This is a genomic window from Micromonospora sp. S-DT3-3-22 (genome assembly GCF_015354745.1).
GTDB lineage: Bacteria > Actinomycetota > Actinomycetes > Mycobacteriales > Micromonosporaceae > Micromonospora > Micromonospora wenchangensis.
The window spans coordinates 1-20,090 of record NZ_JACGMO010000003.1 but is presented as its reverse complement, the minus strand read 5'-3'; the positions used below and the strand labels follow the sequence as shown (position 1 = coordinate 20,090).

At 74.4% G+C, this 20,090-nt stretch carries 21 protein-coding genes and 1 riboswitch; of the genes, 18 read left to right on the top strand and 3 right to left on the bottom strand.

What is annotated here, in order from left to right:
- Positions 1–11: 11 nt before the first annotated feature.
- The gene (locus H1A17_RS01250; RefSeq protein ID WP_194820819.1) at positions 12–2,099 is read right to left on the bottom strand and encodes a copper resistance protein CopC; all 2,088 of its coding nucleotides are present in this window, start codon (positions 2,097–2,099) and stop codon (positions 12–14) included.
- A 329-nt stretch (positions 2,100–2,428) separates the two neighbouring features.
- Between H1A17_RS01250 and H1A17_RS01245 the strand changes: the two genes are divergently transcribed.
- The 10 genes from H1A17_RS01245 (at position 2,429) to H1A17_RS35420 (ending at position 11,589) form a co-directional block, all read left to right on the top strand.
- A complete protein-coding gene (locus H1A17_RS01245) occupies positions 2,429–2,998 on the top strand; it encodes a sigma-70 family RNA polymerase sigma factor (RefSeq protein ID WP_145920261.1) in 570 nt (189 codons plus the stop codon).
- 76 nt (positions 2,999–3,074) lie between these two features.
- A complete protein-coding gene (locus H1A17_RS01240) occupies positions 3,075–3,914 on the top strand; it encodes a zf-HC2 domain-containing protein (RefSeq protein ID WP_194820818.1) in 840 nt (279 codons plus the stop codon).
- A 165-nt stretch (positions 3,915–4,079) separates the two neighbouring features.
- Positions 4,080–4,697: a copper chaperone PCu(A)C gene (locus tag H1A17_RS01235; protein ID WP_194820817.1), complete on the top strand. Its 618-nt coding sequence runs from the start codon at positions 4,080–4,082 to the stop codon at positions 4,695–4,697.
- A 23-nt stretch (positions 4,698–4,720) separates the two neighbouring features.
- The gene (locus tag H1A17_RS01230) at positions 4,721–5,929 is read left to right on the top strand and encodes a Dyp-type peroxidase (protein ID WP_194820816.1); all 1,209 of its coding nucleotides are present in this window, start codon (positions 4,721–4,723) and stop codon (positions 5,927–5,929) included.
- An 8-nt stretch (positions 5,930–5,937) separates the two neighbouring features.
- Positions 5,938–6,489 (top strand): copper resistance CopC family protein, encoded by a 552-nt coding sequence (locus H1A17_RS01225; protein WP_194820815.1) that lies wholly within the window; start codon positions 5,938–5,940, stop codon positions 6,487–6,489.
- Between the two features lie 238 nt (positions 6,490–6,727).
- Positions 6,728–8,194 (top strand): PepSY domain-containing protein, encoded by a 1,467-nt coding sequence (locus H1A17_RS01220; RefSeq protein WP_194820814.1) that lies wholly within the window; start codon positions 6,728–6,730, stop codon positions 8,192–8,194.
- A gap of 102 nt (positions 8,195–8,296) precedes the next feature.
- A riboswitch (cobalamin riboswitch) is annotated at positions 8,297–8,365 on the top strand.
- A 60-nt stretch (positions 8,366–8,425) separates the two neighbouring features.
- Positions 8,426–8,629: a CbtB-domain containing protein gene (locus H1A17_RS01215; RefSeq protein ID WP_088644932.1), complete on the top strand. Its 204-nt coding sequence runs from the start codon at positions 8,426–8,428 to the stop codon at positions 8,627–8,629.
- The gene (locus tag H1A17_RS01210; RefSeq protein ID WP_194820813.1) at positions 8,620–9,423 is read left to right on the top strand and encodes a CbtA family protein; all 804 of its coding nucleotides are present in this window, start codon (positions 8,620–8,622) and stop codon (positions 9,421–9,423) included. The genes H1A17_RS01215 and H1A17_RS01210 overlap by 10 nt, the downstream gene beginning before the upstream one ends.
- A complete protein-coding gene (locus H1A17_RS01205) occupies positions 9,420–10,028 on the top strand; it encodes a histidine phosphatase family protein (protein WP_194820812.1) in 609 nt (202 codons plus the stop codon). The genes H1A17_RS01210 and H1A17_RS01205 overlap by 4 nt, the downstream gene beginning before the upstream one ends.
- A gap of 64 nt (positions 10,029–10,092) precedes the next feature.
- Positions 10,093–11,589 (top strand): TOPRIM nucleotidyl transferase/hydrolase domain-containing protein, encoded by a 1,497-nt coding sequence (locus H1A17_RS35420; RefSeq protein ID WP_309236661.1) that lies wholly within the window; start codon positions 10,093–10,095, stop codon positions 11,587–11,589.
- 50 nt (positions 11,590–11,639) lie between these two features.
- Here H1A17_RS35420 and H1A17_RS01190 read toward each other — a convergent pair whose 3' ends face one another.
- Positions 11,640–12,254 (bottom strand): dihydrofolate reductase family protein, encoded by a 615-nt coding sequence (locus H1A17_RS01190; RefSeq protein ID WP_145920269.1) that lies wholly within the window; start codon positions 12,252–12,254, stop codon positions 11,640–11,642.
- Between the two features lie 226 nt (positions 12,255–12,480).
- Here H1A17_RS01190 and H1A17_RS01185 point away from each other — a divergent pair, with 226 nt between their 5' ends.
- The 3 genes from H1A17_RS01185 to H1A17_RS01175 all read left to right on the top strand — a co-directional run bounded on the left by H1A17_RS01185 (position 12,481) and on the right by H1A17_RS01175 (position 14,568).
- Positions 12,481–13,101, top strand: coding sequence for a hypothetical protein (locus H1A17_RS01185; RefSeq protein WP_194820811.1), 621 nt, complete (start codon positions 12,481–12,483; stop codon positions 13,099–13,101).
- Between the two features lie 149 nt (positions 13,102–13,250).
- The gene (locus H1A17_RS01180) at positions 13,251–13,763 is read left to right on the top strand and encodes a SigE family RNA polymerase sigma factor (protein WP_145920271.1); all 513 of its coding nucleotides are present in this window, start codon (positions 13,251–13,253) and stop codon (positions 13,761–13,763) included.
- Positions 13,753–14,568 (top strand): hypothetical protein, encoded by an 816-nt coding sequence (locus H1A17_RS01175; RefSeq protein ID WP_194820810.1) that lies wholly within the window; start codon positions 13,753–13,755, stop codon positions 14,566–14,568. The genes H1A17_RS01180 and H1A17_RS01175 overlap by 11 nt, the downstream gene beginning before the upstream one ends.
- 28 nt (positions 14,569–14,596) lie before the next feature.
- Here the strand turns inward: H1A17_RS01175 and H1A17_RS01170 are convergent, their stop codons facing one another.
- Positions 14,597–15,127, bottom strand: a complete 531-nt coding sequence (locus H1A17_RS01170) for an adenylate kinase (RefSeq protein ID WP_145920273.1) — start codon at positions 15,125–15,127, stop codon at positions 14,597–14,599.
- Positions 15,128–15,346: 219 nt separating this feature from the next.
- On the opposite strand from H1A17_RS01170, the gene H1A17_RS01165 reads away from it, so the two are divergent.
- From H1A17_RS01165 to H1A17_RS35415, 5 genes are all read left to right on the top strand, one after another.
- Positions 15,347–17,026 carry an extracellular solute-binding protein gene (locus tag H1A17_RS01165; RefSeq protein ID WP_194820809.1) on the top strand — a complete coding sequence of 560 codons (1,680 nt, stop codon included), beginning with the start codon at positions 15,347–15,349 and terminating at the stop codon, positions 17,024–17,026.
- A complete protein-coding gene (locus tag H1A17_RS01160; RefSeq protein ID WP_194820808.1) occupies positions 17,023–18,045 on the top strand; it encodes a sugar ABC transporter permease in 1,023 nt (340 codons plus the stop codon). Before H1A17_RS01165 ends, H1A17_RS01160 begins: the two co-directional genes overlap by 4 nt.
- Complete coding sequence (locus H1A17_RS01155; protein ID WP_145920276.1) at positions 18,042–18,965, top strand: carbohydrate ABC transporter permease; 924 nt, start codon at positions 18,042–18,044, stop codon at positions 18,963–18,965. The genes H1A17_RS01160 and H1A17_RS01155 overlap by 4 nt, the downstream gene beginning before the upstream one ends.
- A gap of 57 nt (positions 18,966–19,022) precedes the next feature.
- The gene (gene ccmA, locus H1A17_RS01150; RefSeq protein ID WP_309236660.1) at positions 19,023–19,640 is read left to right on the top strand and encodes a heme ABC exporter ATP-binding protein CcmA; all 618 of its coding nucleotides are present in this window, start codon (positions 19,023–19,025) and stop codon (positions 19,638–19,640) included.
- Position 19,641: 1 nt separating this feature from the next.
- Positions 19,642–20,090, top strand: a 449-nt coding sequence (locus tag H1A17_RS35415; protein WP_309236659.1) for a DUF6297 family protein, incomplete at its 3' end; no start/stop codon positions are given.

Below are 20,090 nucleotides of genomic sequence, written 5' to 3'. Positions count from 1 at the left end.
CGCAACCGCGCTCAGGTCAGATCGAGGGTGTACTGCGCGGTGTGCACCTTCCCGTCGACCTGGAAGTCGAAGAACGCCCGGTAGCGGCCCGCGCTCGGGGCGGTCAGCCAGAACCGCACCGTCCCGTCGACCAGTTCCTGGTCCGGGTGGACGTGCACGTAGCCCAGGTCGCCCTCGCGCACCACCACCAGGTGCCCGTACGCCCCCAGGTAGCGCTCCAGGCGGGCCGGGTCGACGCCGTCGAGCCGGAAGGACAGCGGCACGGTCACCCCGACCGTCGGGGCGCCGCCCATCGTCACCGTGAACGGTCCGGCCGTCGACTGCGACGCGGCCGGCGGCAGCGGGACCGGGGTGTGCGCGCCGGGTACCTGGTGGTCGACCCCCAGCACCAGCGGGACCGGGGTGCCGTCGACGCCGGTCACCGAGAAGTCGGCATAGATCCGGTAGCCGCCGGGCCGGGTCAGCGTCAGCGGGACGCTCCAGGTGCCGTCCGACGCCATGGTCGGGTGCAGGTGCTGGTAGCCGCTCAGGTCCCGCCCCACCACGACCAGGTGCAGCGGCTTGTCGTGGACGACCGCGAACCGGGTCGCCGGTTTGCCGTCCGCGCCGACGACGCGGAACCGGTAGTCGGCGCGTACGCCCACCGGCTGGGTCCGGGCCGCCGGCTGGAGGGTGTAGCCCCCGGCGTTGACCGACAGCCCGGTCACCTGTGCCTGGGCTCCACCGGCGTCGCCGGGATGGGTGTGCGCCCCGGTGCCGGGCCCGTGCTGGTGCCCGTCCCCGGCCGCCAGCGCCGCACCGGTGGCCGGCGGGGCGGCGGTGGTGCTGTCGGTGGGCCGGGCACCGGAGCCGATCCGGCCGAGCCCGAAGCCCGCGAGCAGGGCCACCACCAGCCCTCCGACCAGCAACGCGAGACCCGTGTTGCCCAGTCGACCCCCGGGGGTCGGCGCGGCTCCGGCCGGGGTGGACACCGTCCCGTCGGCGTCGGACGTCGTCGCTGCGGATGCCGTTCCCTCGGTGCCGGAGACGCTCCCGTCAGCTGCGGCACCGGCCGTGACCGGTGCCGCCTGCGTCGTGGCGGGTGCCGCGCCGGCGGTGGCCCGGGTCGCCTGTGTCGTCGCGGATGCCGCCCTGGCCGTGGCCCGGGTCGCCGGCGCCGGGGTCGTCCCGGTCCTGGTGGGTGTCGGCACCGGTGCGGTGACCACCGCACGCGGGGCGGCGGCGGGTCGGGCCGCCTTCCGGCCACCGCCCGCCGTCTTCGACCGGTTGACGCGGGCACCCGCACCGGGCCGGCCGGCCGTCCCCCGGGTACGCGCTCGACCGGCGGACCGGCCGGCGGGCCGGGTCGCCGGCGCCGGGCGACGCCGCCACGCCGCGAAGCCGACCGCCGCCGCGACCAGCACCGCTCCGCCGGTCCAGGCCAGCCATCCGAGGCCGCCCTCGTCGTCGTCGGGGGCGGCGGCCGGTGGGGAGGCCGGCCCGGCGGCGGTCGCCGGGGCGGTCGGCACCGCGGAGGCCGACGGGCCGGCGGCGTGGCCGGAGGTGGCGTGCTGTTCGGCGGCGGCCACCAGCGCCGGGTCCGGCTGGTCGACCGGGGGCTGCCAGCCGGACGGCGCGGCGGTCGCCGGTCCGGTGTAGCGGAAGGTCATGGTGCCCCGGACCGGCTCGCCGTCGGAGGCCACCGACAGGTAGCTGACCGCGTACTGGCCGGCCGCCGGCAGGTGGGCCAGCGTCACCACCGCCGGGTAGCCGGTGCTGTACTCCTTCGGCTCGAACTTGCCGTCGACCAGCAGGTACTCCCGGACCGGCTTGTCCAGGGGGCGGGGGGTGCCGTGCCGCCAGCCGTTGTCGACGCGGCCACCGCCGGGCCCGGTGACGGTGAAGTACGCGTTCGCCGCGACCTGCTCGGTGAAGTACAACTCCACCGTCGTCAGCGGCTCGGCCACCGTGGCGTTGGCCGCCGGGGTGGACATCGCCAGCGTGCCGTGCGCCTGCGCCGGGGCGGTGGGCAGCAGGACCACCGCCACGGCGAACACGAGGGCGAGCAGGCCGGCGAGGGTACGCCCGGCGGGTCCGGTGGCTGGAGGGGGACAGCGCATCGGATCATCCTCACGAAGAGCGGACTTCAATCAATAGTTCACTAACTTTTTACGCAGATAGCAAAAGTTTTGGCTACGGCGTCCCAACCTGAGGCCAGGATGATCAAAACTCGTCCACGGCTGCGCACCCCGTGCCCGGCTGGTCACGATGGGCCTCCGGTCCCGACACCCGGTACGGATGATCCGCCGACGCTTCCCGTCCGTACCAGTGGGCGGGGGTGACGCCGGGTATGCCGTACGCTCACCCGGGACCTACTACACCCCGTCGTTACCGTTGACGGACGACGACGGAGCACGGCAGGCGGCAGAACCGGACACGGAGGTGGCAGGTGGGCGACGACGACGCGGAGATCACCGCGTGGGCGCTGGCCGCCGGTCGGGGTGACCGGGAGGCTGCGGCCCGCTTCATCCGGGCCACCCAGCAGCACGTACGACGGTTCGTCGCGCACCTGATCAGCCCGGCCGAGGCCGACGACCTCACCCAGGAGACGTACCTGCGGGCGATGCGGTCGCTGCCGTCGTTCGCCGCCCGCTCGTCGGCCCGTACCTGGCTGCTCGGCATCGCCCGCCGGACCGCCGTCGACCACGTCCGGGCCGCCACGTCGCGTCCGCGTACGGTGCCGCTGTCCGAGTGGCACGACACGCCCGACACCCGGGGCAGCGGCTTCGACGGCGAGGTGGTCCTCAACGACCTGCTGCTGGCCCTGCCCGCCGACCGGCGGGAGGCCTTCGTCGCCACCCAGGTCCTCGGCCTGTCCTACGCCGAGGCGGCCGAGGTGTGCGGCTGCCCGGTCGGCACCATCCGGTCCCGGGTCGCCCGGGCCCGCGAGGACCTCGTCGCGGCGGTCGAGGGGAACCCTCAGGCGATCCGTCGCCGGCCGGGAAGCGCCGCCGGCTGACCGCCGACCCGGGCGGCGACCGTGCCCGGGGAGAGACCGCGGGAACCACCACGCCCTGCCGGCCGACTACCCGTACATGGGGTGTGAGCAGTGGCGGGAGATCCTGTCGGCACAGTTGGACGGCGAGGAGACCCCCGCCGAGCGGATCGCGGCGGACGCGCACCTGGACGGGTGCGCGGACTGCCGGGTCTGGTGTGACCGGGCCGCGACGGTGACCCGGCGGTCCCGCCTGACGCTCTCCACCGCCGACCGCTGCGAAGCGACGGTCGACACACCCCACCGGCTACGGTCGGCGACCGCCGTCCCGGCAGGGCCGGAGCCGGGAGCCACGGCGGCCGGTCCCGATCTCGCCGACGTCGTGCTGGCCGCCCTCCCCGCCCCCCGCCGGCTGCGGGACCGGCTCGTGCCGGGCCTGCGCACCGGGCTGGCCCTCATCGGCGCCCTGCAACTGGTGCTGGGGCTGGCCCAGGTCGGCCGGGGCCCGGCCACCGGGCACGCCCACGGCGCGCTCGACACGTTGGCGTCCGGGCACCTGTGGCACGAGTCGGCCGCGTGGAACATCGCCGTCGGCGCGGGTTTCCTCTTCGTGGCCGCCCGGCGCACCCCGACCGGGGGGCTGCTGCCGATGTTGAGCGCCTTCGTCGCCGCGCTCGTGCTGCTCTCGGCCAACGACCTGGTCACCGGCCGGGTGGAGCCGACCCGGCTGGTCAGTCACGGGTTCCTGCTCACCGGCTATCTGATCGTGGTCGCGCTGTCCCGGCCCCGGCTGTGGCCGGACGGCCCGGCCGGACGTGGCCGGGGCGACCGGCCCGCCTGGCGGCTGCGCGCGGACGACGTACCCGCCGCCGCCCCGACGTTGCGCCTGCTGCCGCCGCACGCGGGCTCGGCGCGGACCCGCGACCGGTCGGCCGCCTGACCCGGACGCCCGGCCCGGTGCCGCCGCCCGCAGGGCGGCGACGGCCGACGACGGCGGGACGGCCCGCCCGGTCACCCGGCGGGGCACAATCCCGACCGGCCGGAACTTTCGGTGAGCGGTGACCGACCAACGGGACAGAGCATCAGCACAACGGAGGAAGAACCCATGCGTCCCACCGGTCCACTCGGCGCGAATCGACGCGCGCCCGTCGTCTTCGCCGCCGTCACCGCCGCCCTGCTGGCGGTCGGCACCGCCGGCTGCGGCCCGGCCGACCCGGCGTCGGGCACCCGGGCGGGCGTCTCGGCCCCGGCGAGCACCCCCGCCGGGGTGATCGGCATCCGGGACCCGTGGGTGAAGGCGGCCGACAAGGGCATGACGGCGGCCTTCGGGACGCTGGTCAACGACAGCGACACCGACGTCACGCTCACCGGCGCCACCACCGCCGTGTCGGCGCTGGAACTGCACGAGATGACCATGCAGGACGGCAAGATGGTCATGCGGCAGAAGCAGGGCGGCATCGTGATCAGGGCGAAGGGCACCCACGTGTTGGAGCCCGGCGGCGACCACCTGATGCTGATGGACCTCCGCCGGCCGGTGCGGGCCGGCGACGAGGTCACCGTGACCCTCACCTTCGCCGACGGCCGGACCCAGCAGTTCACCGCCGTGGCCAAGCCGTTCACCGGGGCGCAGGAGAGCTACGCCCCCGGCCACGGCGCACCCGCGACGCAGCTGAGCGGGCAGCCGGAGATGAGCGGACAGCCGACGACCGGCCCGACGTCGTGACCGGACACCCGGGCGTCCGCGCGGTGAGCCGGCGTGGCCTGCTCGCCGGGGGGACCCTGGCCGCAGGGGGCGCGCTGGTCGGCGGCGCGGTGGTCGGCGGCGGGCGGGACGGGCCGACCGACGGGCCGGGCGCGCCGCAGCCGAGTCCGGTGGCGGCCGTCGGTGGCCTGGTCGAGCCGTTCCACGGGCCCCGGCAGGCGGGGGTGGCCACCGAACCGCAGGCCCACGCCGCGTTCGTCGCGTTCACCCTGCGACCGGGAACCGACCGGGCGGCGTTGGGCCGGCTGCTGCGGCTGCTCAGCGACGACGCCGCCCGGCTCACCCAGGGCCGACCGGCGTTGGCCGACACCGAGGCCGAACTCGGGCTGCTGCCGGCGCGGCTGACCGTGACCTTCGGTTTCGGTCCCGGCCTGTACCGGGCCGCGGGCGTCGACGACCGGCGGCCACCGTCGGTGGCCGACCTGCCGGCGTTGCGGATCGACCGGCTCCAACCGGCCTGGTCCGGTGGGGACCTGCTGGTGCAGATCTGCGCCGACGACGCGGTCACCGTCGCGCACGCCCAGCGGGTGCTGGTCAAGGACAGCCGGCCCTTCGCCACCGTCCGCTGGGTGCAGCAGGGCTTCCGGCGCAGCCCCGGCGTCGAGCCCGCCGGGCACACCCAACGCAACCTGTTCGGCCAGCTCGACGGCACCGCCAACCCCCGCCCCGGCGTCGCGTTGGACACCGCCGTCTGGGTGCCCGACGGTGCGGACTGGCTCCGCGACAGCACCACCCTGGTGGTCCGCCGGATCAGCATGAACCTGGAGACCTGGGACCTGCTCGGCCGTACCGACCGGGAACTCGCCGTCGGCCGCCGGCTCGACACCGGCGCCCCGCTCACCGGGACCGGCGAACACGACGAACCCGACTTCGCCGCCGTCGGCGACGACGGGCTCACCGTCATCCCCGACTTCTCCCACCTCACCCGGGCCCGGGTCACCGACGACCGGTTGAAGATCCTGCGCCGCCCGTACAACTACGACGGCACGCCCACCCCGCAGGGGCACGCCGACAGTGGCCTGATCTTCGCCTCGTACCAGGCCGACGTCACCGCACAGTTCCTGCCCATCCAACGTCGACTCGCCGACCGGGATCTGCTCAACGAGTGGACCACGCCGATCGGCTCCGCCGTCTTCGCCGTCCCGCCCGGCTGCCCGCCCGACGGGTGGATCGGCCAGCAGGTCCTCGGGTGAGCCGGCCCATGACGACCACGTCACCGTCCCGCCGGGCCGCCGGCCGGTTCGTCGCCGCGCTGCTGGCCGGCGTCCTGACCCTGTTCGTCGCCGCCACGCCGGCCCGGGCGCACAACGGCCTGCGGTCCGCCTCGCCGGCCCGGGACGCGACGCTGACCCGCGCGCCCACCGCGATCACGCTGGAGTTCCTGGCCCGGCTCGACCCGACATTCACCACCATCGTGCTCACCGACGGGACGAAACGACGAGTCCCCACCGGAGATCCGGTGGTTTCCGGCGCGACGGGTAGCGTCCGGGTGACCGGTCCCCTGCCCAACGGGACGTACACCGTCGCGTACCGGGTGGTCTCCGCCGACGGGCACCCGGTGCAGGGGTCGTACCCGTTCACCGTGGCGGACCCGGCCGGCCCGGCCACCGCGTCGGCCGCGCCGGCCGCCGCGCTCGCGTCGGGGCGCGGCGGCGGCCGGGCCACCGTCGTCGGTGTCGCCGGCAGCGTGCTGGTCGTCCTGCTGGCGGCGGCGGCCGTGCTGGGTCGGCGACGCCGGTCGCCGCGCCCCTGAGGCCACCCTCCGCCGGTACGCCGCAGGCGCTTGCGGCCCCGCAGACCCGGTGCCGGTCCACCTTCGAGACGTCCGCCGTGGACCGGAGACGTCGCCGTCCCGGCCGGACATGTGCCGGGAACCGCAGGGACGTCCGCTGCGACTACCTCACCGGGCGACGCCGACCGTACGGACACCGGCTGACCCGCAAGCACGGGGCGACCATCGGGTACATCCCAACACATCTGATCGGATGAATATGTCTGTCACTGAGTTGTCCGACCCGCCGAGGCCGGAACCCGCGTCATCCGCCGCCCCGCCCGCCCGGCCGGCCCGGGGCGCGTCCCCGTTCGGCGCGCTGCTGCTGCGGCTGCACTTCTACGCCGGCGTCCTGGTCGCGCCGTTCCTGGTGGTCGCCGCGTTGACCGGGCTCGCCTACACGGTGGCCCCGCAGGTGGACGCGGCGCTCTACGGCGACCGGTTGACCGTGACGCAGGTGGGTGAGCGCCCGTTGCCGGTGGCCGACCAGGTCGGGGCGGCCCGCAACGCCCACCCGGAGGGCAGCGTCAGCGCGGTGCAGCCCGGCACCGGTGACCGGACCACGAAGGTGGTGTTCACCGTGCCGGAACTGGCGGACAGGCAGCACACCGTGTACGTCGACCCGTACACCGGCCGGGTGCAGGGACAGCTCACCACCTGGTTCGGGTCCACACCGGCCACCACCTGGCTGGACGACCTGCACCGCAACCTGCACCTGGGCACGGTCGGCCGGCACTACTCGGAGCTGGCCGCGAGCTGGCTGTGGGTGCTCGCGCTCGGCGGGGTGGTGCTGTGGTGGCGTCGCCGCCGCGCCTCCCGGGCCACCGCGCGGCACCTGCTCGTACCGGACCTGACCGCCGCCCGGGGGGTACGGCGGACCCGGGGCTGGCACGCCACCACCGGAATCTGGCTCACCGTCGGCCTGCTGTTCCTCGCGGCCACCGGGTTGACCTGGTCCCGGTACGCCGGGGCGAACTTCGGCGCCGGTCTCGACGCGCTCGACGCCCGCGCCCCGCAGCTCTCCACCGCCCTCGCCGCCGGACCGGGCCCGACCGACACCGGCGGCGGCCACCACGGCGCCGCCGGGGCCGGCGGGGTGGTCGAGTCGGCCGCCTTCGACCGGGTGCTGGCAGCCGCCCGGACGGCCGGGCTGGCCGGACCGGTCGAGATCGCCCCCGGCGCGCCGGGCTCGGCCTGGACGGTCACCCAGGTCGACAACACCTGGCCGGTCGCCAAGGACCGCGTCGCCGTCGACCCCACCGCGGGGACGGTCACCGCCCGCAGCGACTTCGCCGACTGGCCGGTGCTGGCCCAGCTCAGTGGACTCGGCATCCAGGCCCACATGGGGGTGCTCCTCGGCCCGGTCAACCAGGTCCTGCTCGCCGCGCTGGCCCTCGGGCTGCTCTGCGTCGTCGTCTGGGGCTACCGGATGTGGTGGCAGCGCCGGCCCACCCGGGCGGACCGGCGGGCCCGCACCGGTACCCCGCCACCCCGGGGTGGCGTACGCGGCCTGCCGTGGTGGGCGGTGCTCGTCGGCGTACCGGTGGTGGCGGCGGTCGGCTGGGCGCTGCCCCTGCTCGGGCTGAGCCTGCTCGCCTTCCTCGTCGTCGACGTCGCCCTGGGCGTGGCGGCCCGACGACGCCGCCGCGACACCGCCCCCGGCTCCCCCGGGCCGGTCGGCGGGTGACGTGCCGGCCCCGGCCGGCACGTCACATTCCCGGGGTGACGATTGACCGGTCGGGGGTCGCGCCGTTACGGTCGACCCACTATCTGCGGCGTCGCGAGGTAAGCCGGTGGGAATCCGGCGCGGTCGCGCCACTGTGAGCGGTTCCGTCGTCGACGGGCCCGCGAGCCAGGACGCTCGGTCGTCCGCAGCCTTGCGATGGGGACGCGTCATCCCCGGGAAGGTTCGAATCCCATGTCGAGTCCCACTCCTGCCCAGCCGCTGGTGCACCCCGTCGGGTCCGCCCGTCTGTGGTGGGCGGCCCTGGCCGTCGTCGGCGTACTCCTGCTGCTCACCTACCTGGTCGCGTTCGACCAGGGTGCGGTCTCGCGCAGCGGCATGTTCCTGCACGAGCTGATGCACGACGGCCGGCACCTGCTCGGTGTCCCGTGCCACTGACCCCTGCCCACAACCCACCCACCTTCGTCACCGTCCTGATTCGCGGGCTGCTCGCCGGTCTCGTCGCCGGCCTGCTCGCGGGGGGTTTCGGCTACCTCGTCGGTGAACCGCGCATCGACGCGGCCATCGCGATCGAGGAGGCCGCCACCCACACCGGGCCGGTGGCCGACGACCACCACGCCGACGACCTGGTCGGTCGGGACGGGCAGCGGTTCGGCCTGTTCCTGGCCACCGGGCTGTTCGGGACGGCGATGGGTGGCCTGCTGGCGACCGCGTACGTGTTGCTGCGCCGACGGTTCCCGGCCGCCGACGACGGCCGGTCGGCGTTGCTGCTGGCGGGCGGCGCCCTGCTCGGCCTGGTGCTCGTGCCGTTCGGGAAGTACCCGGCCAATCCCCCGGCGGTCGGCAACCCCGACACCATCGACCAGCGCACCGCCGCCTACCTGGCGTTGGTGGTGCTCGGCCTGGTGGCCGTCTGGGCGGGCACCCTGGGCTACCGGTCGGTCCGCGCGGACGCGCCGCCCTGGCAGCGGTACGGCGCGGCCCTCGGCGGCTTCGTCCTGGTCGTCGGCGTCGGGTACGTCGTCCTGCCGTCGTTCCAGGAGGTGCCGGACGACTTCCCGGCGACGCTGCTGTGGAACTTCCGGCTCGCGTCGCTCGGCACCCAGGTGGTGCTGTGGACCGCCCTCGGTCTGCTGTTCAGCGCCCTGATGAGCCGACGCCCCGGCGGGCCGCGCCCCGACGACCGGGCCCGCGAGCCGCTGACCGGTCAGGGCACCCCGGCCCGCCCGTGACCTCGACCAGCCTGCGGCTGGTCGCCCACGCCCACACCGGCGCGCTACGGCGGGCGGTGTTCGGCGCGGGCGACGACGACCTGGACGAGGGCGGTCGACAGGCCGCTCTCGCCCTGGCCGGTCACGGCCGGACCGGGCCACTGGGCACGGTGGACACCTGCCTGACCAGCCCGGCGACCGCGGCGGTGCAGACCGCGTACGCCCTCGGGTTGCGGCCCACCGTCGAGGCCGCCCTGGCCGACTGCGACTACGCCGGCTGGGCCGGGCGCAGCCTGGCCGACGTCGGGGCGCGGGAGCCCGGGGCGTTGCGACAGTGGTGGGAGACGCCCGGGGCGACGCCGCACGGTGGGGAGTCCCTCGCCGCGCTGCGCGACCGGGTCGCCGGCTGGCTCGACGACCGGCTCGGGCCGGGCCGGCGGATCGTCGCGGTGACCCATCCGATGGTGGTCCGGGTGGCGATCGTGCACGCGCTCGGCCTGCCGATGGCCGCCCTGCCCCGGCTGGACGTCGCCCCCCTGGCGGTGGTGCGCCTCAGCCGGTACGGCCCCCGGTGGCAGCTCCGGTTCACCGCGCCGGCCGGGCCCGGGGACCGGCACCCACAATGACCGGCCGGTCCGCCTCCGGCGAATCCGGTGGCGGTGCGGGCCGGGTAGTGGCGAGACTCGACGTGTGCCAGAACCGGACCGTTTCCGCGTCGCCGTCCACACCTGGGCGGCCGGCGGCCCGGACTCGGCGCAGGCCGCGGTGCTCGCCCGCCGCCTGGCCGGTGCCGGGCTGACCACGGTGGTGCTCGTCGAGGGGGTCAGCGACCGCGGCGCGGTCGAGGCGCTGGCCGTACGGCGTGGCCGCGACCTGCCCGCCGAGGGCGTCTGCGTGCTGCCGATCGGCGGTGCGACGAGCGCCGGCCGGTTCCTGCGGCTGCTCGGCCCGCCGGGTCTCGGCCTGGCCGTCCGGGGGATGTGCGACGAGGCCGAAGAGGGCTGGTTCCGACGCGGCCTGGAGCAGGTCGGTCTCGGCGTCGGCCTGGACCGCCCCGCGATGGAGGCGCTCGGCTTCCCGGTCTGCGTCGCCGACCTGGAGGACGAACTGATCCGCGCGTCGGGTCCCGCCGGAGTCGAGGACGTCCTCGCCGCCGAGGGTGACCTGCCCCGGTTCCGGGTCTTCCAGAACCAGCCCGCCCAGCGCGGCCGGTCCGTCGAGCGGCAACTGCGCCGGTTCCTGGGCACCACCAGCGGCCGCAAGGCCCGGTACGCCGCCGCGCTGGTGCACGCCCTCGACCCGGACCACGTGCCCCGGCCGTTGGACCTGCTGCTTCCCGCCCGACCACACCGCACCGACCGCCCCCCGGACGCACCCGGGCGGCGGGACACGGCCGCCGGCCCGGGTAGGGTCGCGCAGATGACCGGTGACCCGCCACTGCTCGCTGCCGACGATCCGCTGGCGGTCGCGGTGACCGGGGCGATCCGCGACGGCGACCTCGCCCGGCTGCGGTCGCTGCTCGACGCGCATCCGGGGTTGGCCGCCGCGCGCATCGCCGACCGGGTCGGCGGGGTCCGAACCCTGCTGCACGTGGTCACCGACTGGCCGGGCCGGTTCCCGCGTGGCGCCGCCACCGTCGCCGCACTGGTCGCCGCCGGTGCCGACGTCGACGCCCGGTTCGCCGGGCCGCACCGGGAGACCCCGCTGCACTGGGCGGCCAGCTGCGACGACGTGGACGTCGTCGACGCGCTGCTGGACGCCGGCGCCGACCTCGAAGCTCCCGGGAGCGTGATCGCCGACGGCACGCCGCTGGCGAACGCGCGGGCCTTCGCCCAGTGGCGGGTGGCGTACCGGCTGGTCGTCCGGGGGGCCCGCACCACCCTCGTCGACGCGGCGACGCTCGGCCTGCACGACCGGGTGGAGCGGGCCTGCACCGGCGACACCCCGCCGACGCCCGACGAGATCGACTGGGCGTTCTGGGGTGCGTGCCACGGCGGGCGGCAGTCCTGCGCCGGGTACCTGTGGGCACGCGGCGCGCGGCTCAACCGGGTACCGCCGTGGGAGCACCGCACCGCCCTGGACGCGGCCGTCCGGCGGGGCGCCACCGAGCTGGTCGGGTGGCTGCGGGCGCGGGGCGCCGTCACCGCCGCCGAGCTGGACCCGCGCCCGCCCGACGCCACCGGCTGACCCGGCACGCCTGTCGCGCGTCACGACGGGACGGCACCGTCGGCAGGGGGCTACTCCCCGGCGGCCAACTGCTCCTTGGCCTCGTCGTAGCCGGCCGCCGCCGGCGCGTCGGTCGGCGCGTAGATCACCCGGATCACCCCGGTCGGGTACACCTCGGTCGTGGTCACCCGCAGGTGGTACGGGGTGTTCCCGTCGTCGAACAGCCTGCGGCCCTTGCGCGCCGCCACCGGGTGCACCAGCAGCCGCAGCTCGTCGACGAGCCCGGCGGCGAGCAGCTGCTGCACCACCGAGATCGAGCCGGGGATGAGGACGCCGCCGACACCGGGGTCGTCACGCAGCGCGGCGACGACGTCGAGGAGGTCACCGTCGAGCACCTCGGAGTTGCGCCAGGGCAGCTCCCTCGCCTGCCGCGTGACGACCACCTTGCGCAGGTCGCCGAGCTGCTTGGCGAAGGGCGCGTCGTCACCGCCGGCGGCCTCCCGGTCGGGCCACGCCCCGGCGAAGCTGTCGTAGGTCTCCCGGCCGAGCAGCAGCACGTCGGCGGTGTCGTAGTCCGCGCTGACGGCCCGCCCCATGTTGTCGTCGAAGTACGGGAAGTGCCAGTCGGGGTCGATCTCGGCCACGCCGTCGGCCGAGATGAACAGCGTGGAGATGACCTTTGCCATCGGGAGGTCCCTTCAGGTCGGTAGCCGGACCGGCCCAGCATCCCAAACTTCCCGGTCGGACATCGCCCATCCCCCCGGCCGACGCCTGAACCTCCGGCCGGGAAAAGATCGTGGTGGGCGGTGAAACCGGGGGGCCGTTCCGGACGTCCTGAGGGGTGAGTCGGGTACCGGCGGCGACGACCGGGCCGGTACGTCGACGGAGATCCCCCACCAGAAGGAGCGAACGATGTCGACGAAACGATGGCTCGCGGGCGTCGGGCTGCTGGCCCTGACCGGCGCGCTGGCGGCCTGTGCCCAGTCGCGGCCCGGGGCCGAGGGGCCCCCGGCCGAGCCGCAGCGGAAGACGGCGGCGGTGGCGGTGGGGCTGTCCGCCACCCCGCCGAAGACGAGTTCCGCCCCGCGCGGGTTCACCGGCACCCGGCAGTACACGATCGTCCGGGTCGGTTCGTTCGAGGGCGGCCTGTCGCTGACCGACTCCGGGCGGCTGGCCGAGGTCGACGACGACCAGGGGCGGCAGCTGTTCGTGCCGACCCCGCTGGGCGGTGGGAAGTACCTGATCAAGGCGTACGCCCGGACCAGTGCCGGCCCGCTGTGCTGGCGGGTGCATAATCCGGGCAACAGCCAGCCGTTGGTGGTGCAGGCCGCCACCTGCCGGACCGACGACGCGCGCCAGCAGTTCGAGATCTTCGCGGCGGCCGGCAGCACGCCGTCGTACCTGATCAGCAACGCCGGGGCGTTCCTGCGGACCTCCGCCCGCTCCGGCCTCATCCTCGAGGAGCTGGGTGACGCCCCGCCGACGAGCAGTTTCCGGTTCACCGACAACGGGCCGGCACCGGCCGACCGGTGACGGTGGGCCGGTCGGGTCGGCCGGGGGCACGGCTCCGACCGACCCGACCGGAACGGGGATCGACAGGGGGCGGGCGGGGCAGGGCCGGGCGGGCCGCGCCCCGGGTGGGACGGGACCAGAGGCGACCGGGTGGGTGGAGAGCGTGATCGATGCGTGACGCCGAGGAGTTCGACGCGTTCTACGCCTCGTCGGCCCAGCGGGTGCTGGGGCAGGTGTACGCGATGGTCGGCAGCCGTACCGAGGCCGAGGACGCGGTGGCCGAGGCGTACGCCCGTGCCTGGGGCCGCTGGTCGACGGTGCGGGAGTGCGACAACCCCGAAGCGTGGGTACGCAAGGTGGCGTACCGGGTCGCGGTGAGCGCCTGGCGCAAGACGGTGAACCGGGTGCGGGCCCACCGCCGGGAGGCGGTCGCCCAGCAGGTCGAACCGGTCTCGGTCGATCACGTCGTGCTGGTCGAGGCGTTGCGGCGCATCCCCAGCGAGCAGCGCCGGGCGATCGTGCTGCACCATCTGGTCGGCCTCAGCGTGGCCGAGATCGCCGTGGAGACCCGGGCGAATCCGAACACCGTCAAGACCCGGCTGGCCCGGGGCCGCCGGGGCCTGGCCGGGTACCTGAGCGGGGACGGACAGCAGACGACGGCGGGGAGGGGCCATGGGGTCTGACGACATGCTCGACGACGCCCTGCGGGGGCTGGCCCGGCACGCCGGGCAGACCGGTCGGCTGGCCACGGTCGCCGAGGTCCGTCGGCGGGGCGACCGCAGGCGTCGGCGTCGGCACGTCGCGACGGCCGCGGTGGGGGTCGTCGTGCTGGGGGCGCTGGGGGCCGGTTTCGCCGTGGCCCGTCTGGCGGGGCCGCCGCAGGCCACCGTGCCCGTCGGCCCGCCCGCCACGACGTCGGCGCCGCCCACGGCGACCCCGTCCACCGGGCCGACTCCGCGTACCCCGGCCACCGGCGGACCGACGCCCGGCACGACGGGCGCCACATCGGGTACGCCGCAGGGTTCGGTGTCCGCCGATCCGTTGCGGCTCGGGCAGCGCCGGTTCGCCCTGGTCCGGTCCACGGCGGCGGAGGGCGCGGTGTCCCTGCTCGACGACGGCCGCCTCGGCGAGGTCGACGGCGACGAGGGCCGGTCGCTGTTCGTCTTCGTGCCCCAGGGGTCCGGCGGTTACCTGGTCCGCACCGCCGAACCGGACGCCGACGGTGACCTGGCCTGCTGGCAGGTCCGCTCGTCGGGTTCCGATCCGCTGACCGTGGTGGCGGCCCCATGCGCGCCGTCGGAGCCACGGCAGCTGTTCTCGATCGTGGTCGACGGCACGGACGGCGGCCAGCGGACCTACGCCATCAGCAACAACTCCGCCTACCTCCAGTACTCCAGCCGACGCGGGCTGATCCTGGAGGAATTGGGCGACGCCCCGCTGACGACGGTGTTCCGGTTCGTCGACAACGGCCCCGCGCCGCAGCGCTGACCCCGGCCGAGCGCGGGGTGGGCCGCGCTCACCGCCGGGGCAGGCCGCCCACCCAGCGGTCCAGTTCCGCCGGGGAGTCGAAGCGCAGCACGGGCGGTCCGGTGGGGTCGGCCTGCCAGGCCCGCATCCGGCGGCGGGCCCGGCCGTACGCGCCGACGTGCCAGACCAGGATAGAGTCCCGGGACAGCACGCTGCCGAGCGTCTCCCGGTTGCCGTTGCAGATCTCCTCGCCGGTCACCAGCCGGCGGAGGGTACGGCGCAGCAGCCGGCCGAAGGATCGCCAGCGCGGGTAGTCCAGGGCGACGACCAGGTCGGCGCGGGCCAGCGGCACGTCCCGCCAGCCGTGGTAGGCCCCGTCGATGATCCACCGCTCGCCCTGGCAGATCTGCGTGATCCGGTGGCGTTGCTCGGTCACCGGCACCTCGACCCAGCCGGGCAGCCACAGCAGGTCGTCGACGGGGTGCCAGGGCAGGCCCAGCCGGTCGGCCAGCTGCGCGGCGAGTGTGGACTTGCCCGCGCCGTACACCCCGTAGACCAGGATGCGGGACGGTGCGCTCATCCGGGCAGCCTACGCAGCAGGTACGGGGCCCGCACGGTGTGCCCGGGGCGGTCCGGCGCGACGGTCGCCGGGCACGGGTGGTCCGTCGTCGGCGGGCACGGCGGGCGTCGATGCCTCTTGTCGGAATCTCCCGCCGTCCATTAGTTTGTTTAACATCCAGACCAACTAGCTCCACTTCCACCTGCGAATCCACCACCAGCCCTTTCCAAGGGGGGACCGATGACACCCCAGCAACCCGGCTCGACAGCCTCGCGCCGCCACTTCCTCGGCCTGGTCGGCCTCGGCACGGCCGCCATCGCCGGCGGCCCCCTGCTCGCCGGGTGCTCCGAGAAGCCGGCCGGCTCCGGCGCCGCGCAGAACCTGGACTCCTACGCCAACCTGCTGCCGACGCAGAAGGACCTCGCCCAGAGCATCAAGCCCGACATCATCGGCACCCGACCGGTGCCCGACGGCTACACGAAGTACCCGTCCGCACTGGTCGACGCGATCACCGAGCGGCCCGGCACCAGCGGCAAGGAGATCACCGCGATGACCCCGGCCTGGGGTCCGGCCCCGCCCGGGGTCGCCCAGAACGCCTACCTCCAGGCGGTCAACGCGGAGCTGGGCACGCCGGTGAACTTCACCATCCAGGACGGCAACACCTACGCCGACAAGCTCAACGCGATGCTCGGCGCGCGGGACGTGCCGGAGCTGCTCTGCGTGCCGGGTTGGGAGGTGCAGAAGATCCCGCGCTTCTCCGAGGCGATCAAGGTGCTCTTCGAGGACCTCACCGACTACCTCAAGGGCGACGCGGCCAACGCGTACCCGATGCTGGCCTCGTTCCCCACCGGCGCCTGGCGCAACTCGCTGTGGAACGAGCGGCTGATGGCCGTGCCCAACCCGACCGACGGGCCGTTCCCCTGGGCGTTGTTCACCCGCAAGGACCTGCTCGACGCGCGCGGGCTGGCGGTGCCGGCGTCGCTCGACGACCTGCTCACCGTGGCCAAGCAGGTCACCGACCCGGCCAAGAAGGTGTGGGCGTTCGACAACGTCTTCGAGATGATCCAGATGTACCACAAGGTGCCGGCCTCCAAGCAGGGCTGGCGGCTGAAGGCCGACGGGACCCCGGAGTTCAAGTACGAGACCCCGGAGTACCGGCAGGCCCTGGAGGTGATGGCCAAGATCTACAAGGACGGTCTGGTCCACCCGGAGATCGTCGCCAGCAAGGGCGCGGACAACGTCCAACTGTTCGCCAAGAACGGCGCGATCGTCTTCACCCGCAACGGCGTGGGCTTCTGGCAGGGCGCCCAGGCCGAGCACCAGAAGGTCAACCCCAAGCTGAACATCCAGCCGGTGCCGGTCTTCTCGGCCACCGGCGGTGACCCCCTGGTCTGGGGCGACGACGAGCCGATCTCCTTCACCTTCGTCAAGAAGGGGCTCGGCAAGGAGCGGGTCGAGGAGCTGCTGCGGATCATGAACTGGTGCTCCGCGCCGCTGGGTTCGCAGGAGGCGCAGCTGCGTGACTACGGGCTGGCGGGCAAGCACCACACCAGCACGCCGAACGGGCCGGTCAAGACCGACCTGGCGTTCAAGGAGATCGCCAACCAGTACTTCTTCATCAGCGGGCGCAACCCCACCATCGGCCCGTACCCGGAGACCCCGAACTACGTGCCGGACCTCCTGAACTACTCCAACGCCATGGTGAAGTTCCTGGAGAAGGACCCCTGGGACGGGGTGAAGCTGGAGATGCCGGCCGCGTACAAGGCCAACCAGGTGCCCACCGAAGACAAGTTCACCGACCTCCTGCGCGGCCGCCGGCCGCTCTCCGACGTCGATGCCATCGTGCAGGAGTGGAAGGCCAACGGGGGCGAGGAAGCGCGGGAACTGCTCGCCAAGTCCCTGCCCAAGGCCGGGCGATGACCACTCGCGACACCACCGTCGTGGCCGGGTCCGACCGGACCCGGCCCGACGGGCCCACCCGGGCGGGACGCGGGCGCCGCCCCGCCCGCCGCCGGGTGCCGCTGCGCACCCGGCTCGCCCGGGACTGGCAACTGCTGGTCATGGTGACGCCCGGCTTCCTCGTCCTGCTGGTCTTCAGCTACCTGCCGATCCTGGGCAACGTCATCGCCTTCCAGGACTACAACCCCTACCTGGGCGACAACCCGTTGCAGGCGTTCGCCCGCAGCAACTGGATCGGCTTCGGGCAGTTCCAGCTGTTGTTCGAGGACTCGGCCTTCTGGGAGGCGTTGCGCAACACCCTGGCGATCACCGCGTTCCAGCTGGTCTTCTTCTTCCCGCTGCCGATCTTCCTGGCGGTCATGCTGCACAACCTGCTCTCCCGCCGGTGGCGCGGCTTCGTGCAGACCGTCGTCTACCTGCCGCACTTCTTCAGCTGGGTGCTGGTGGTCAGCTTCTTCGTCGCCATGCTCGGCGGCGCCGGCCTGCTCGCGCAGACCATGCGCGACGCCGGCATGCAGCCGTGGAACGTGATGACCAACCCGGACACGTTCATCATCCTGGTCACCGCCGAGGCGGTCTGGAAGGACGTCGGCTGGGGCACCATCGTCTTCCTCGCCGCGCTGTCCACCATCGACCCCAGCCTCTACGAGGCGGCGGCGGCCGACGGGGCGGGCCGGTGGCGGCGGCTGTGGCATATCACCCTGCCCGGCCTGCGCCCGGTGATCGTGCTGCTGCTCATCCTGCGGCTGGGCGACGCGCTCTCGGTCGGCTTCGAACAGTTCCTGCTGCAACGCGACGCGGTGGGCCGGCAGGCCGCCGAGGTGCTCGACACGTTCGTCTACCACTTCTCCATCGCCACCGGGAACTACGGCTACGGCGCGGCGGCCGGCCTGTTCAAGGCGGCGATCGGGCTCGGCCTGATCCTGGCCGCCAATCGGGTCGCCCACCTGCTCGGCGAACGGGGGATCTACTCGAAATGACCACGACCGTCGCACCGAGGGCCCGCGCGGGGCGCGACCGCCGGCCGGTCTGGGAGGAGCCACCGACCCGGATCGGCCAGGGACTCAAGGCCGTCTTCCTGGCCCTGCTCGTGCTCAGCGTACTCTTCCCGCTCTGGGTGATCCTGGTGACCAGCCTGTCCTCCCGGGAGACCCTCGCCGAGGCCGGCGGCCTCGTGGTCGTCCCCCGGGGCATCGACACCGCGGCCTACGAGACGATCTTCGCCGGTGGGGCGGTCACCCGGGCCCTGTGGATCAGCACGCTGGTCACCGTCATCGGCAGCGCGCTGGCGCTGACCGTGACGGTGCTGGCCGCGTACGGGCTGTCCCAGCCCCGTTCGGTCGGCTACCGCTGGCTGTTGATCTACTTCCTGATCCCGTTCCTGGTCTACCCGCCGCTGGTGCCGAAGTACCTGGTGGTGACCGGGCTGGGCCTCAAGGACACCATCTGGGCGCTGATCCTGCCGCCGGCGATCAGCGTGTTCAACCTGGTCGTGGTGCGGGGCTTCTTCCAGGGCATCCCGCAGGAGCTGCTGGACAGCGCCCGGGTCGACGGGGCCAGCCACTTCCGTACCCTGCTGCGGATCGTGCTGCCGTTGTCCCGGGCGGTCATCGCCGTGGTGGGGCTGTTCTACGCGGTGAGCTACTGGAACGTCTGGTTCGACGCGCTGCTGTTCATCGACCGCAACGACATGTACCCGATCCAGCGGGTACTACAGAGCTACCTGCTGGCCGGTCAGGCCCCGCACACCTCGGGCGGCACCACCGGGGTGTCCATGCCACCGACCGAGGCGATCAAGATGGCGGTGGTGGTGCTCACCGTCGCCCCGATCGTCGCGGTGTACCCGTTCATCCAGCGGCACTTCATCAAGGGCGTCCTGATCGGCGCGGTGAAGGGCTGACCGCTGCGGCGGGCCGGGTCGGCGGGGGTGCCGGCCCGCGTGCGACAGTGGGCGGTTGTGAGCACACTTGCCGTACGCGGGTTGACCCGCCGGTTCGGCGCGCTGGTCGTCCTCGACGAGGTGCGCTTCCAGCTCGACGCAGGTCAGGTCGCCGTCGTCGTCGGGCCCAACGGCTCCGGCAAGACCACCCTGCTGCGCTGCGTCGTCGGGGCGGACCGCCCGGACGAGGGCGAGGTCCTGCTCGACGGCCGGCGCTGCGACGAGACCGACCCCCGGGTCCGGGCGGCGGTCGCCGCCGCCCTCGACGACATCGACTTCTTCCCCGACCTGTCCGTCGTCGAGCACCTCGAACTGCTCGCCTACGCCCACGGCGGTACGGCCGATCCCGTCGCGGAGGTGCTCGCCGAACTGGGTCTCGAACCGGCCCGCGACCAGCTTCCGGCGACGCTGTCCAGCGGGCAGCGCCGCCGCCTCGCCCTCGCCTCCTGCTTCGTGCGCCCGCGCCGGCTGCTCGTCCTCGACGAGCCGGAGCAGCGCCTGGACGTCCGGGGCCGGGCCTGGCTGGCGCAGCGGCTGCTGCGGGAGAAGGCGGCCGGCACGGCGGTGCTGATGGCGTCGCACGACACCGAACTCATCGACACGGTCGCCGACCGGCGGATCGCGATCGGCGGCTGAGGTGACGTCGACCAGGACCTTCCCGCCCCCGGTGGTCGCGCCCACGCCCCGGCAGCTGCGGGCCCGGCTGCGACGGGCCCGCCGCCGGCACCATCCCGGTTCGCTGGGCGAGGTGCTCACCGACGCCTACGTCGTGGTCCTGTTCGTCGCCCTGTACGGCTGGTTCGCCGTCGCCGCGGTCCGCGATCACCTGGCGGCCCCGCAGGTCGCCCGGACCGACCCGGGTGACAGGTACTGGATCGCCGTGGCCGCCGTGACGGCGGGGGCCGGGCTCGTCTGGTGGGGCCTGCGGCTGACCGGGCCGCTGCTGGTCACCCCGGCGGCCCAGGCCTGGCTGGTCAGCTCCCCGGTGGACCGCCGGGCGTGGCTGCTCCCCCGGTTCGGCGGCCTGGTCGGCGGCGGCACCGTCGGCGCCGGTGTGCTGGCGGTGGCCGCCGCCGTCGCCGGTGG

Coding starts and splice junctions, on each gene's coding strand:
- H1A17_RS01225 (WP_194820815.1), top strand. CDS start 5,938: ATGACGACCACGTCACCGTCCCGCCGGGCCGCCGGCCGGTTCGTCGCC.
- H1A17_RS01220 (WP_194820814.1), top strand. CDS start 6,728: ATGTCTGTCACTGAGTTGTCCGACCCGCCGAGGCCGGAACCCGCGTCA.
- H1A17_RS01250 (WP_194820819.1), bottom strand. CDS start 2,099: ATGCGCTGTCCCCCTCCAGCCACCGGACCCGCCGGGCGTACCCTCGCC.
- H1A17_RS01215 (WP_088644932.1), top strand. CDS start 8,426: ATGTCGAGTCCCACTCCTGCCCAGCCGCTGGTGCACCCCGTCGGGTCC.
- H1A17_RS01165 (WP_194820809.1), top strand. CDS start 15,347: ATGACACCCCAGCAACCCGGCTCGACAGCCTCGCGCCGCCACTTCCTC.
- H1A17_RS01155 (WP_145920276.1), top strand. CDS start 18,042: ATGACCACGACCGTCGCACCGAGGGCCCGCGCGGGGCGCGACCGCCGG.
- H1A17_RS01160 (WP_194820808.1), top strand. CDS start 17,023: ATGACCACTCGCGACACCACCGTCGTGGCCGGGTCCGACCGGACCCGG.
- H1A17_RS01190 (WP_145920269.1), bottom strand. CDS start 12,254: ATGGCAAAGGTCATCTCCACGCTGTTCATCTCGGCCGACGGCGTGGCC.
- H1A17_RS01240 (WP_194820818.1), top strand. CDS start 3,075: ATGGGGTGTGAGCAGTGGCGGGAGATCCTGTCGGCACAGTTGGACGGC.
- H1A17_RS01175 (WP_194820810.1), top strand. CDS start 13,753: ATGGGGTCTGACGACATGCTCGACGACGCCCTGCGGGGGCTGGCCCGG.
- H1A17_RS01170 (WP_145920273.1), bottom strand. CDS start 15,127: ATGAGCGCACCGTCCCGCATCCTGGTCTACGGGGTGTACGGCGCGGGC.
- H1A17_RS01185 (WP_194820811.1), top strand. CDS start 12,481: ATGTCGACGAAACGATGGCTCGCGGGCGTCGGGCTGCTGGCCCTGACC.
- H1A17_RS01235 (WP_194820817.1), top strand. CDS start 4,080: ATGCGTCCCACCGGTCCACTCGGCGCGAATCGACGCGCGCCCGTCGTC.
- H1A17_RS01180 (WP_145920271.1), top strand. CDS start 13,251: ATGCGTGACGCCGAGGAGTTCGACGCGTTCTACGCCTCGTCGGCCCAG.